Source organism: Nocardia sp. CC201C, assembly GCF_030010695.1.
Classification (GTDB): domain Bacteria; phylum Actinomycetota; class Actinomycetes; order Mycobacteriales; family Mycobacteriaceae; genus Nocardia; species Nocardia otitidiscaviarum.
The window spans coordinates 1-12,019 of sequence record NZ_JASCXP010000229.1 but is presented as its reverse complement, the minus strand read 5'-3'; the positions used below and the strand labels follow the sequence as shown (position 1 = coordinate 12,019).

The window sequence follows — 12,019 nt, the reverse complement described above, 5'->3', positions numbered from 1 at the left end:
GACAACCGTGCCCCGCCGTGGGTTGCGGCGGGGCACGGGAAGCAGATGCGGGCGGGAGTCAGCGGCGGCGGATGGTGCGCTGCATACCCTTCATCTTCGCGCCGGTGGGCATGGGGCCCTTGGGCAGCGCCGGGCCGCCTCGGGTGGCGAGCGCGGACAGGCGGCCCTCGATGAGTTCCATGCGCTTGGCGTCGATATTGCGGGGGAGTTTGGTGAGGAAACGCTGCAGGTCCTTCAGCGCGACCTGGCCCTCGTCATTGCCGATGACGATGTCGTAGATGGGGGTGTCGCCGACCAGGCGGGCGACCTTCTTCTTCTCCTGGGCGAGCAGCGACTTCACCCGGCCCGGTGAGCCCTCCGCCACCAGGATCACCCCGGGTAGGCCGATGACGCGGTGTACGGCGTCGAGCTGAGTGGTGGCGGCGACACCGGGAGTGACACGCCATTTGCCCTGCAGGTTGTCCAGCACCCACGCGGCCGCGCCCGCCTGCCCCTCCGCCTTGGCGTAGACGTTCTTCTGCACGCGACGGCCGAAGATGATGAACGCCGCCAGCGCGCCGAGCAGCACGCCGATCGGCAGCAGGAACCACTGCAGATCGAAGATCAGCCCGATGATCAGGAACAGCGCCGTCACGCCGACCAGCGCGCCGATCATCAGCGGCAGCAGCAGCTTGTCTTCCTTGCGCTGCATCTGGAACGCCTGCCAGAGCTGCTGACGACGCTCCTTCGACGCCTGCTTGCGCGCCGCCTTCGCCGCGGCCTTCGCTTCCTTCGACGGCTTGCCGCCCTTACCTGCTGCCATGGCACCCAGGATAATGGCCGCGCACCCGCCGATCCCCGCCGGGATCGCGAGGTTTCGCGCGGCGTCACCGCCGCGCCCCACTGTCGCTCGGAAACAGCGGGCACGGCGGGGCTCGGTCGTTCGATCCACCGGCCCGATCGCCGTGGCGTGTGGCGGCCGTGTCACCGGTCGCCGTGTCATGCGGTCACCGTGTGGTCCGACCGCATCGGTCCGTCGTGTCGAGCCCGCTGGTGCGCGGGTACCCGCAGGCCGACGGGGTGGGATCCGTCGCTCGCGCCTACGGTGGTCGGGTGACATGGGGTGTGCTGGTTGGCCGGGTGCGAGCGCTGCCGTCGGCGGTGCGGTATCTGGTGATCGGCGGGGCGACGTCGCTGCTGTCGATCTTCGTTCTGGTCGCGCTGCTCGCGGCGGCCGCGCTGTGTCTGGTAGGCGTGGGAATTCCCTTGCTGCCCGACGCGGTCCGGATGATCCGGCCGCTGCTCGGATTCGAGCGCACCCGGGCGGGGGAGCGGTTGGGGGAGCCGATCCCCGAGGCGTACCGGCCCTTCGCCGCGCCGCTGCGGCAGCGGGTGGCCACGGTATTGACCGATCCCGCGAACCGGCGCGATATCGGCTGGCTGTGCGTGCACGCCGCCACCGGCTCAACGCTCGCGGCACTCGCCGTCGCACTGCCGTTGAGCGCGGTCAACCAGCTGTTGATACCGCTGTACTGGCAGGCCCTGCCGCCCGGGTCGATCGCGACCTTCGGCCTACCCGTCACCTCGTGGCCGACCGCGCTGGTCAATCTCGCCTTCGCGATTCCCATCGGCGCGCTGACCTTGCTGATCCCCGCCATGGCCCGCTGGCAGGCCCGCGTCGCCCGCTGGTTCCTCGCCCCCGCCCCCGATATCGCCCTCGCGGGCCGGGTCGCCGAGCTGACCGCCACCCGCGCCGCCGCCCTCGACGCCCACGGCGCGGAACTGCGCCGCATCGAACGCGATCTGCACGACGGCGCGCAGGCCCGCATCGCCGCGGTGATCATGCAGCTGGGGTTGGCCGAGCAACTGCACGACCGCGACCCCGACCGAGCCCGGGAACTCATGCGGAAGGCTCAGGACACCGCGACCGACGCGCTCGCCGAACTCCGTGACGTACTGCGCAGCGTCTATCCGCCGGTGCTGGCGGATCGCGGTCTGGCCAGCGCCGTCTCCGCCCTCGCCGCCCGCAGTCCGATTCCGTGCGCGCTGGAGGTCGCCACCACCGGCCGCTGGCCCGCCGCCGTCGAGGCGGCGGCCTATTTCGTTGTGGCGGAAGCCATGACCAATGCGACCAAACATTCCGGCGCGCGGTCGGTCACGGTCTCGGTCGCCGGTGATGCCGACCTGCTCACGGTGCTGGTGCGCGACGACGGCATCGGCGCGGCCCGGGAGATCGATGGTGGTGGCTTGGCGGGCATCCGCCGTCGCGCCGAAGCACTCGACGGCAGCATGACCCTGACCAGCCCCGCGGGTGGGCCGACGGTGCTGCGGGTGGATCTGCCGTCGCGGCTGTGACCCGGGGCTCGGCGCGGTCCCGGGCCGTGGTCACGCCCCAGTAGGGTGTGCGTCGTGGAGTCGCTGTGCGCGTCATGATCGCCGAGGACGATGCCCTGCTGCGGGAGGGGCTCGTCCTGCTGCTGAACACCGCCGGGATCGAGGTGATCACGGCCGTCGACAATGCCGGCGATCTCCTGACCGCGCTCGCGGGGGAGCGGCCCGACGCCGTGGTGGTGGATGTGCGGCTGCCGCCGACCTTCACCGACGACGGCCTGCGAGCGGCGGTGCGCGCCCGCGAGATTCACCCCGGGCTGCCGGTGCTGGTGCTCTCGGCGTACGTGGAGGACAGCTACGCCGCCGAACTGCTCGGTGACGGCGCCGGTGGCGTCGGCTACCTGCTGAAGGAACGCGTCGGCAAGGTCGATCGCTTCCTGGACTCCCTGCGCCGGGTAGCCGACGGCGGCACCGCCATGGATCCCGAGGTGATCTCCCAACTGCTGGTGCGCCGCCAGGCCGATGACCCGCTGGCGGCGCTCACCCCGCGCGAGCGCGAGGTGCTGGCGCTCATGGCGGAGGGCCACGACAACGCCACCATCGCCGAGCGCCTCGTGGTCAGTGAAGGCGCTGTGCTGAAACACATTCGGAGCATCTTCGCCAAGCTCGGGCTGGGGGCCGACGAGTCGGGGCACCGGCGGGTGCTGGCGGTGCTCGCCTACCTCAACGCGTGAGGCCCGAAACCCGGGCGGGTTTCGGGCCTGCACGTCAGTCGGCGGCGCAGGTGATATCCGACTCCGGCAGGGTGCCGTCCCGGAAGTACGCGTTCACCGCGTCGTAGACGCACGTGTTCGGATAGCGGCCGAAGATCCAGTGAATCGGCACATCCCGCAGCGTCACCAGTCGTGACGCCGACAGCGCGCGGTGCATGCCCTCCGCATTGGCGTAGGTCGTGCGGGTGTCGCCGGTCGACTGCACGATCAGGGCCGGTACCGAATTGTCCACCACCGTGCGGGGTTCCGCGGGTGCGGCCCAGAAGGCGCAGGGCGTGATGTTGTCGGTGAACGACCCGAACACGGGTGCCGTGGTCCGCGACCGCTCGAGGTTGTTCCAGTACCAGAGCGGATCGCGCGGTGCGTCCACGTCGCCGCACATGATCGCCATCTGCGCCGAACTGTCCTCGGGCTCGGCGGCGAGCACGAAGGCGAGCCCCTGGTCCAGCTCCGGCGTGATCGCCACCGGCAGGCCCCGCGCCGCGTCCCGTAGCAGCGCCACCTGCTCGGCGACCATTCCGTACTGCCGTGGATCGTCGAGCCCGGTGAACAGCATCAGCGGCAATTCGTGCGCGCTCACCGCGAACTCGCCGATCCGGATCGGCTGTTCCCCCGAACGCCGCAGCAGTTCCAGCACGGTCGCCCGCACCTGTTCACGGGTGGCTCCGAGACCGTAGTCGCGCTCGTGTCCGGCGGTCCAGTCCGCCCACAGGTCCAGCGCCGCCTCATTGGCCGGACCCATATCCCGCACCATGTCCACCGGCCCGTAGCGTTCCGGGTCGACCGCGCTGTCCAGCACCATCCGATCCACCCGGTCCGGGAACAGCTCGGCGTACACCGCGCCCAGATAGGTGCCGTACGAGGTGCCGAAGTAGCTGATCCGCTCGGCGTCGAGCACCGCGCGGATCACATCCATATCCCGCGCGGTATTGCGGGTGGTGATGTGCCGCAGCCGTTCTCCCTCCGCGGTGGCGCAGCGCGCGGCCAGCTCGGCCTGTGACGCCACGGACGCCGCGAAGCTCGCCGCGTCCGGGCCCGCCGCCTGCAGCCCGATGCCGCGCGGCCAGTCGCACCGGACCGGCGCGGAGCGTCCGACTCCGCGCGGATCCATGCCGATCAGGTCGTAGCTCGCCTTCACCTCGGGCGTCATGGCCGCCCCGACATCCACCATGAAGTCCAGCCCGCTGCCGCCCGGACCGCCGGGATTCGACAGCATGACACCGCGTTTGCGCTCCGGATCGGCGGCGATGCGCGAGATGGCGACGGTCGTCGTCGGCCCGTCCGGCCGGCCGTAGTCGAGCGGAACGGTGACGTCGGCGCACTGCGCCTCGGCCGCGTCGAGACGTTCCTGATCGCAGGGCCGCCAGTCCACCCGCTGGTGGTGGAAGCGGTCCAGCTCGGGCGCGGCGGCGGTGTCCGCGGTGGCACAGCCGATTCCGAAGGGAAGTACCAGGCACAGCGCCGCGAACCATTTACCGAAGCTCATGCGGCACACACCAATCGCATGGGCTGATTGTGCGCCGCCGGATCGGTCGTGCCCGATTGCTCGACCGGCGTGTCGAGCTCCACCGTGCCCGCGAGCGCCACCCGTCCGGTGCGACACCGAAATGCCCTACTGCGCACTATGATTCCTCCTGCTCGGAAGCGGACCGATGCGCCCGCTCACCCTTCCGAGGTTAGGAATCCACACCGGTTACGTCAGTGCGGCGCACGCCCGAATGCGAACTCCGGTACGCACCCGCCCGGTGGTAGCGCCAGCACTACCACCGCGCCGCACTCGACCGTGCCGCCCGCCGTATCCGTCCGCGCCCGGCAGAAGGGCGCGCAACAGCTGGATCCGCGCCAGCGCCGCAACCTCGCCAACGATCCGCGCCACCTGCTCGCCGTCGACGGCCCCGCCAATCAGCGCAAGAGCGACAGCGACGCCGCCTCCTGGCTGCCGCCCAACAAGTCCTACCGCTGTGTCTACGTTGCCAAGCAGATCGACGTCTGAGCGGCCTACGCACTCTGGGTGGCCCGGGCCGAGAAGGACGCCATGACACGCGTTCTCGACGCCTGCTGACCGGTCAGGCGGATGATGCGGCCTTCTCGCGGATGCCGTCCGCGAGCTGCGCGGGTACCGGCTCGTGCCGCACGTAGCGGCGGGTGAAGTCGGCCGCGCCGCGGGCCAGTGAGCGCAGATCGATGGCGTAGCGGCTCAATTCGAGTTCGGGGACCTCGGCCCTGATCGCGGTGCGGCCGCCGCGCCCGATCGGTTCGGTGCCGAGCACCCGCCCCCGCCGGCTCGACAGGTCACCGAGCACCGGCCCCACGTAGTCGTCCGAAACCACCACCAGCACTTCGGCTATGGGCTCGAGCAGGTTGATGCGGGCCGCGGCGGCGGCCTCGCGCAGGGCGAGCGCGCCCGCGGTCTGGAAGGCCGCGTCGGAGGAGTCGACGGAGTGGGCCTTGCCGTCGTACAGCGTCACTCGCACGTCGACCAGCGGGTATCCGGCCACCACACCGCGCGCGGCCTGCGCCCGCACACCCTTCTCCACCGAGGGAATGAACTGGCGCGGCACGACGCCGCCCACCACCTTGTCCACGAACTCGATACCGGAGCCCTCCGGCAGCGGCTGCACCTCGATCTCGCAGATGGCGTACTGACCATGGCCGCCCGACTGTTTCACATGCCGCCCGCGGCCGGTGGCGGCGCCGGCGAACGTCTCCCGCAGCGCCACCTTGTGCTCGACCACATCGACCTGCACGCCGAACCGGGTGCGCAGCCGCTCGAGCGCCACCTCGCGGTGCGCCTCACCCAGACACCACAGCACCAGCTGCCGGGTATCGGGATTCTGTTCCAGCCGCACCGTCGGATCCTCGGCCACCAGACGGCTCAGGCCCTGGGAGAGTTTGTCCTCGTCGGCCTTGGAATGCGCCGCGATGGCCACCGGCAGCAGCGGATCGGGCAGGGCCCAGGGCTCGATGAGCAGCGGAGCGTCCTTGGCCGAGAGGGTGTCGCCGGTTTCCGCGCGCGACAGTTTGGTGACACAGGCGATATCGCCCGCGATGGCCTGACCGAGCGGCCGCTGCTGCTTGCCGAACGGCGCGGAGACGGCCCCCACCCGCTCATCGGCGTCGTGATTGGTGGTCTCGGACGGCCCGTGCCCGCACACGTGCACGGTGTCGTCGGTGCGCAGCGTGCCGGAGAACACCCGCACCAGCGACATCCGGCCGACATACGGGTCGGAGGAGGTGCGGATCACCTCGGCGGCCAACGGCCCCTTCGGATCACAGACGAGCGGTTCGGGCGTGCCTCCGGTGGTGCCGGTCGCGGAGACGGGATGTTCGGCGGGCGTGGGGAATCCGCGCGTGATGAGCTCCAGGATCTCCATGGTGCCCAGCCCCTGCCGCGCCCCCTCCGGTGGCGGCGCGGCGATCAGCACGGGATGGAAACTGCCTCGGGCGACGGCCTTTTCGAGATCGGCCTCCAGGGTGGCGAGGTCGATGTCCTCGCCGCCGATGTAGCGGTCCATGAGGGTCTCGTCCTCGCTCTCGGCGATGATGCCCTCGATGAGCCGGTTGCGCGCCTCCTCGAGCTGCGCCACCTGCTCCGGGGTGGCCGGGGTTTCGGTGTGCGCACCGGCGGAGTAGTCGTAGACGTGCTGGGAGAGCAGGTCGATCAGCCCCAGCACCGGCCGGTGGCCGTCGGCGGCCTTCTCCCCGTAGACCGGGAGATGCAGCGGCAGTATGGATTCCGCGGCTCCGCCGCCCAGGATGTCGCGACAGGTCTCGGTCATCTCGTCGAAGTCCGCGCGCGCGGTGTCGAGGTGGGTGAGCACGATGGCGCGCGGCATGCCGACTCTGGCGCATTCCTCCCACAGTGCCAATGTCGGCCCGCTCACCCCCTCCACCCCGGCGGCGGCCGAGAGCACGAAAAGGGCCGCGTCCGCAGCGCGCAGACCGGCCCGCAATTCCCCGACGAAGTCCGCGTAGCCGGGGGTGTCCAATAGGTTGATCTTGTACTGCTCCCATCCCATCGGGACCACCGACAGCTGTACCGACCGGTGTTGTCGCTGTTCGATGTCGTCGTAGTCGGACACCGCGGTCCCGTCCTCGACCCGACCACATCGGGGCACCGCCCCCGTGGCCACCGCCAGCGCCTCCACCAGCGTGGTCTTCCCGGACCCGCTGTGCCCGACCAGCACCACATTGCGTATGTCCTCCGGCCGGTCGGCCGTCACTGCCCTACCGTTCGCGCCTGCCGACGCACTCGTCTTCTCGACCATCTGGCTCGCTCCCCTGGTCGCCACGTGCGGTACTTCGAGCTTCCCACCAGCGAGCGGATCGCGTCTGCGAATCGGCCGATACGCCATCTTGCGTTGGATACGACGATGGCCCGGACACTGTCCGGGCCATCGTCGTATGTCTGCTGTGGCGGGAGTCTGTTGTGGCGCGGCTCAGGAACCGAAGCGGGCCAGCACCGAGGTGGCCTCCTGCGATGCGGTGCCCTCCTCGGCGAGATGCGCCATCTCCGGTGCGATCTCACGGCCGTGATGCTTCATCGCCTGGGCGTAGAGCCGCCCCGCACGATAGGAGGAGCGGACCAGCGGACCCGCCATGACACCGGCGAAGCCGATCTCCTCGGCCGTGCGGGAGTGCTCGACGAACTCCTCCGGCTTGACCCAGCGATCCACCGGGTGGTGGCGCGGCGACGGGCGCAGGTACTGGGTGATGGTGAGGATGTCACAGCCCGCCTCGTGCAGGTCGCGCATGGCCTGCGTGACCTCCTCCGGGTTCTCGCCCATGCCCAGGATGAGGTTGGACTTGGTGACCAGCCCGGCCTCGCGGGCGGCGGTGATCACGGCCAGGGAGCGCTCGTAGCGGAAGGCGGGGCGGATGCGCTTGAACACGCGCGGCACCGTCTCCACATTGTGGGCGAGCACCTCGGGACGGCTGGAGAACACCTCGGCCAGCTGGTCCGGGTCGGCGTTGAAGTCGGGGATGAGCAGCTCCACGCCGGTGTGCGGGTTGAGCCGCTTGATGGCGCGCACGGTCTCGGCGTACAGCCACGCGCCGCCGTCGTCCAGGTCGTCGCGGGCCACACCGGTGACGGTCGAGTAGCGCAGCCCCATGGCCTGCACGCTCTCGGCCACGCGGCGCGGTTCGTCGCGGTCCAGCGCCTTGGGTTTGCCGGTGTCGATCTGGCAGAAGTCGCAGCGGCGGGTGCACTGGTCACCGCCGATCAGGAAGGTGGCCTCGCGGTCTTCCCAGCACTCGAAGATGTTGGGACAGCCCGCTTCCTCGCAGACCGTGTGCAGCCCTTCGCGTTTCACCAGGCCCTTGAGTTCGGAGTACTCCGGACCCATGGTGGCGCGGGTGCGAATCCACTTGGGCTTGCGCTCGATCGGCGTCTCGGCGTTGCGCGCCTCGATGCGAAGGAGCTTGCGGCCCGCGGGTGCGGTGGCGCGCTCGGACGCGGCGGATGCCGTGGAGCCCGCCGCAGGGTCGGCCGCGGTCGGGTCGTTCGATGTCGGGGTGTCGACGGAGGTCACTTCTTCGACTCTACGCTCGTGATCTTCGGCTCGTGGAGGGCCCTCAGGCCTCGACTTTCGCCGGACCGCTCGCCTCGGACTTCGACCCCGACGCCGCCTCCGGCTGCGGCTCGGCCACCTTGGCGGTCTCACGGGCGACGACGTGCTCGCTCACCGGCAGCTCCCCGTCGAGGGCCCGCGCGATGGCCTCCGCCACCAGCGGCCGCACCTCGGCCACGGTCACCTCGCGCCCCAGCTCCCGGGTCAGCGTGGTCACCCCGGCATCGCGGATTCCGCACGGCACTATCGTCTGGAAACCGTCCAGCGCCGAATTGCAGTTGAACGACACCCCGTGCAGGGTGACGCCGCGCTGCACCCGCACCCCGATGGCGGAGATCTTGCGTTCGGGCTGGAAGTCGTTCGCGGGCACCCACACTCCCGAACGACCCGCCACGCGACCGGCGTGCAGTCCCAACTGCCCGCACACGTGGATGATGGCCTCCTCGAGCCGTCGCACGTAGGCGACCACGTCGACGGGTTCGGCCAGGCGGACGATCGGATAGCCGACCAGCTGTCCGGGCCCGTGCCAGGTGATCTTGCCGCCCCGGTCCACCTCGATCACCGGGCTGCCGTCGATCGGCATGTCCTCGGGTTCGGTGCGGCGGCCCGCGGTGAAGACCGACGGATGTTCGAGCAGCAGCAGCCGGTCCTGGCCGACGCCCTCGGCGCGTTCGGCGGCGATCGCGCGCTGGCGGTCCCAGGCGAGGGTGTAGTCGATCAGACCCAGATCCTCGACCAGCAGCGGCGTGCTGTCGTAGCGGGCCGAGACGCCGGTGGCCGAGGTTGCGGCAGGGGTGCTCGGGGCGGGGGTGGTGCGCTCGCTCACGACTGTGACGTTACGCCATCGCCCGTTACGCCATCGCCGAGGACGAGTTGCATGAGTGTCAGATCCATCCAGCGGCCGAACTTGTGCCCGACCTCGGGCAGTTGTCCGACGATGGTGAAGCCGAACTTCTCGTGCAGGGCGATGGAGGTGGTGTTGCCGGATTCGATGGCGGCGATCATGGCGTGCACGCCGCCCCGGCGAGCCCGCGCCAGCAGTTCGCTCATGAGCGCGGTGGCCACGCCGCGCCGGTGGAATCGGTCGGAGACGTACACGGAGTTCTCCACGGAGAAGCGGTATCCCGACTTGGGCCGGAACTGTCCGTAGCTGGCGTATCCGGCGACCGCGCCGTCGATCTCGGCGACCAGGATGGGGCATCCGGCATCGGTGCGGGCCTGGAACCAGGCCGTGCGCTCGCCGAGGTCGGCGAGTTCGGTATCCCAGATGGCTGTGGTCTCGGCGATGGCGTGGTTGTGGATCACCAGGATTTCCGGCAGATCGCTCGGGCGGGCGTCGCGCACCAGCAGGTCGGCCGGTGCGAGCACGGCGGGGGAGAGGGCGTCGCTCACCCGTTCACGGTAGCCAGCGCCGTGCTGTGACGCCGCTCTCGCCCGGCTATCGGTCCAGGCAGGCGAGGAATTCGGTGGTATCGCCGAGATGTGGCACGCACTGGAACGGGTTGTCGAAGTCCGGAATCGAATACCCGGCGGTGAGGATGGCGAGAGTGAGAACCAATTCGCCGGCGATCAACTTGACATCAATGGTTTTGAACATGGCGGTCACGCCCGTCTCGCTCGGCGGCCCGCTTACCTGCAGCAACGGGTCTTACGTGGGGTTATCCATGGTAGCTACTGGCGGGTTACCCGGCTATAGCCGCGCGAAACAGGGCACGCCCCAGTGGTGGCACCGGCCAGGGTCAGCGGTCGCCGACGGCGGCGAGCGCCGCGCCGATGGTGGGATGCGTGAAGGTGTAGCCGCTCTCCTCGAGGACAGCGGGAATCGCGCGCTGGCCGTGCAGGACGGCCTCGTCCGCGAACTCACCGAGGGCCAGGCGCAGGGCGAAGGCGGGGACCACGAACGGGGCGGGCCGGTGCAGCGCGCGCCCCAGCGCCCGGTTGAACTCGGCATTGGTGACCGGAGCGGGGCCGACCATGTTCACCGGCCCGGAGACTGCCGGTCGGGTGATGGCGTGCACGATGCCGCCGATCTCGTCGTCGAGCGATATCCACGGCATGTACTGGCGACCGTTGCCGATGCGGCCGCCCAGTCCGAGGGAGTACAGCGGCCGCAGCATGCCGAGCATGCCGCCGTGCGCGGACATGACCACCGCACTGCGCAGCAGCACGGTACGCGTTCCGGCGTCGACGGCCGGTTGCGTCGCGGCCTCCCAGTCCCGGCACAGCGCCGCCAGGAATCCCGTTCCGGCGGGGTCGCTCTCGGTGAGCACCCGGTCACCGGTGTCCATGCCGTAGTAGCCGATGGCGCTGGCGTTGACCAGCGTCGGCACCCCGGCCGTGGCGACCGCCGAGGCCAGCACATCGGTGGGGATGATGCGGCTGTCGCGCAGCTCCTGCTTGAAGCTGCCGGTCCAGCGCCGCCGCCCGATGCTCGCGCCGCAGAGGTTCACCACGGCGTCGGCATCGCGCAGCGCGCGCTGGTCCAGATCGGCGCGGGCCGGATCCCAGGAGAACTCGTCGCGGGCGCGCACGGGACGGCGCACGAGGCGCGCCACCTCGTGCCCGTCGCGGCGCAGTGCCGCGACCAGTGCCGTCCCGATCAGCCCGGAGGACCCGGCCACCACGACCTTCATGGCTACAGGCCGAGATCGCCTTCGAAGGCCGCCTCTTCCAGCCGGTGCCGGATGGTGGTGAGGAAGCGGCCGGCGTCGGCGCCGTCGATGAGCCGGTGGTCGTAGGTCAGCGGCAGGTACGCCATGGAGCGGATGCCGATGGCCTCACTGCCGTTGTCGCTGATCACCATGGGGCGCTTGACGATCGCGCCGGTGCCCAGCATGGCGGCCTGCGGCGGCACCAGGATCGGGGTGTCGAACAGCGCACCCTGGGAGCCGATATTGGTGATGGTGAAGGTGCCGCCCGACAGCTCGTCCGGCTTGAGGCCGCCGGTGCGCGCCCGGTTGGCGATATCGGCGATGGCCCGGGCCAGCCCCGCGAGGGACAGGTCGTTGGCGTTGTGGATGACCGGGGACAGCAGCCCCTGCTCGGTGTCGACCGCGATGCCGAGGTTGACCACCGAGTGGTAGGTGATCTCCTTCTTCTCCTGGTCGTAGGAGGCGTTCACGTTCGGGTGCACGCCGAGGGCCTCGATGGCGGCCTTCGCGAAGAACGGCAGGAACGTGAGCTTGACGCCCTCACGCTGCTGGAAGGAGTTCTTGGCCTTGGCCCGCAGCGCCGCGATCTTGGTGAGATCGGCCTCGTGCACCTGGGTGAGCTGCGCGGTGGTCCGCAACGACTCCAGGGTCTTGGTGGCGGTGATCTGCCGGATGCGGTTGGCCTTCTGGGTGGTGCCCGGAAGGTGGGCCA

11 protein-coding genes and 1 pseudogene are annotated in these 12,019 nt (G+C 70.2%); 3 read left to right on the top strand and 9 right to left on the bottom strand.

Annotated features, from left to right (window positions below):
* Positions 1–58: 58 nt before the first annotated feature.
* Positions 59–802, bottom strand: a complete 744-nt coding sequence (locus QK444_RS22290) for a DUF4191 domain-containing protein (RefSeq protein WP_029932553.1) — start codon at positions 800–802, stop codon at positions 59–61.
* Between the two features lie 290 nt (positions 803–1,092).
* Here QK444_RS22290 and QK444_RS22285 point away from each other — a divergent pair, with 290 nt between their 5' ends.
* Positions 1,093–2,334 carry a sensor histidine kinase gene (locus tag QK444_RS22285; protein ID WP_282783314.1) on the top strand — a complete coding sequence of 414 codons (1,242 nt, stop codon included), beginning with the start codon at positions 1,093–1,095 and terminating at the stop codon, positions 2,332–2,334.
* A gap of 65 nt (positions 2,335–2,399) precedes the next feature.
* Positions 2,400–3,044 (top strand): response regulator transcription factor, encoded by a 645-nt coding sequence (locus QK444_RS22280; RefSeq protein WP_282783312.1) that lies wholly within the window; start codon positions 2,400–2,402, stop codon positions 3,042–3,044.
* A 34-nt stretch (positions 3,045–3,078) separates the two neighbouring features.
* Here QK444_RS22280 and QK444_RS22275 read toward each other — a convergent pair whose 3' ends face one another.
* Positions 3,079–4,569 carry an alpha/beta hydrolase gene (locus QK444_RS22275; RefSeq protein ID WP_282783310.1) on the bottom strand — a complete coding sequence of 497 codons (1,491 nt, stop codon included), beginning with the start codon at positions 4,567–4,569 and terminating at the stop codon, positions 3,079–3,081.
* 306 nt (positions 4,570–4,875) lie between these two features.
* On the opposite strand from QK444_RS22275, the pseudogene QK444_RS22270 reads away from it, so the two are divergent.
* Positions 4,876–5,073, top strand: a pseudogene (locus tag QK444_RS22270) (DUF1524 domain-containing protein); the annotation flags it as partial.
* A 76-nt stretch (positions 5,074–5,149) separates the two neighbouring features.
* Here the strand turns inward: QK444_RS22270 and QK444_RS22265 are convergent.
* The 7 genes from QK444_RS22265 to sucB all read right to left on the bottom strand — a co-directional run.
* Positions 5,150–7,351, bottom strand: coding sequence for an elongation factor G-like protein EF-G2 (locus QK444_RS22265; RefSeq protein ID WP_282783308.1), 2,202 nt, complete (start codon positions 7,349–7,351; stop codon positions 5,150–5,152).
* A gap of 171 nt (positions 7,352–7,522) precedes the next feature.
* On the bottom strand, positions 7,523–8,497 hold the full coding sequence (gene lipA / locus QK444_RS22260) for a lipoyl synthase (protein WP_282783320.1): 975 nt from the start codon (positions 8,495–8,497) through the stop codon (positions 7,523–7,525).
* A gap of 163 nt (positions 8,498–8,660) precedes the next feature.
* A complete protein-coding gene (gene lipB, locus QK444_RS22255) occupies positions 8,661–9,482 on the bottom strand; it encodes a lipoyl(octanoyl) transferase LipB (protein ID WP_282783306.1) in 822 nt (273 codons plus the stop codon).
* The gene (locus QK444_RS22250; protein WP_282783318.1) at positions 9,479–10,006 is read right to left on the bottom strand and encodes a GNAT family N-acetyltransferase; all 528 of its coding nucleotides are present in this window, start codon (positions 10,004–10,006) and stop codon (positions 9,479–9,481) included. The genes lipB and QK444_RS22250 overlap by 4 nt, the downstream gene beginning before the upstream one ends.
* 88 nt (positions 10,007–10,094) lie before the next feature.
* Positions 10,095–10,253, bottom strand: a complete 159-nt coding sequence (locus tag QK444_RS22245; protein ID WP_186000749.1) for a hypothetical protein — start codon at positions 10,251–10,253, stop codon at positions 10,095–10,097.
* Between the two features lie 142 nt (positions 10,254–10,395).
* Positions 10,396–11,289 (bottom strand): TIGR01777 family oxidoreductase, encoded by an 894-nt coding sequence (locus QK444_RS22240; RefSeq protein ID WP_282783304.1) that lies wholly within the window; start codon positions 11,287–11,289, stop codon positions 10,396–10,398.
* A 2-nt stretch (positions 11,290–11,291) separates the two neighbouring features.
* The coding region (gene sucB, locus QK444_RS22235; protein ID WP_282783302.1) for a 2-oxoglutarate dehydrogenase, E2 component, dihydrolipoamide succinyltransferase at positions 11,292–12,019 on the bottom strand (728 nt) is incomplete at its 5' end.

Excerpts from the sequence above, each read along its gene's own strand:
- QK444_RS22290 (WP_029932553.1), bottom strand. The coding sequence starts at position 802 with ATGGCAGCAGGTAAGGGCGGCAAGCCGTCGAAGGAAGCGAAGGCCGCG.
- QK444_RS22275 (WP_282783310.1), bottom strand. The coding sequence starts at position 4,569 with ATGAGCTTCGGTAAATGGTTCGCGGCGCTGTGCCTGGTACTTCCCTTC.
- QK444_RS22265 (WP_282783308.1), bottom strand. The coding sequence starts at position 7,351 with ATGGTCGAGAAGACGAGTGCGTCGGCAGGCGCGAACGGTAGGGCAGTG.
- QK444_RS22245 (WP_186000749.1), bottom strand. The coding sequence starts at position 10,253 with ATGTTCAAAACCATTGATGTCAAGTTGATCGCCGGCGAATTGGTTCTC.
- QK444_RS22240 (WP_282783304.1), bottom strand. The coding sequence starts at position 11,289 with ATGAAGGTCGTGGTGGCCGGGTCCTCCGGGCTGATCGGGACGGCACTG.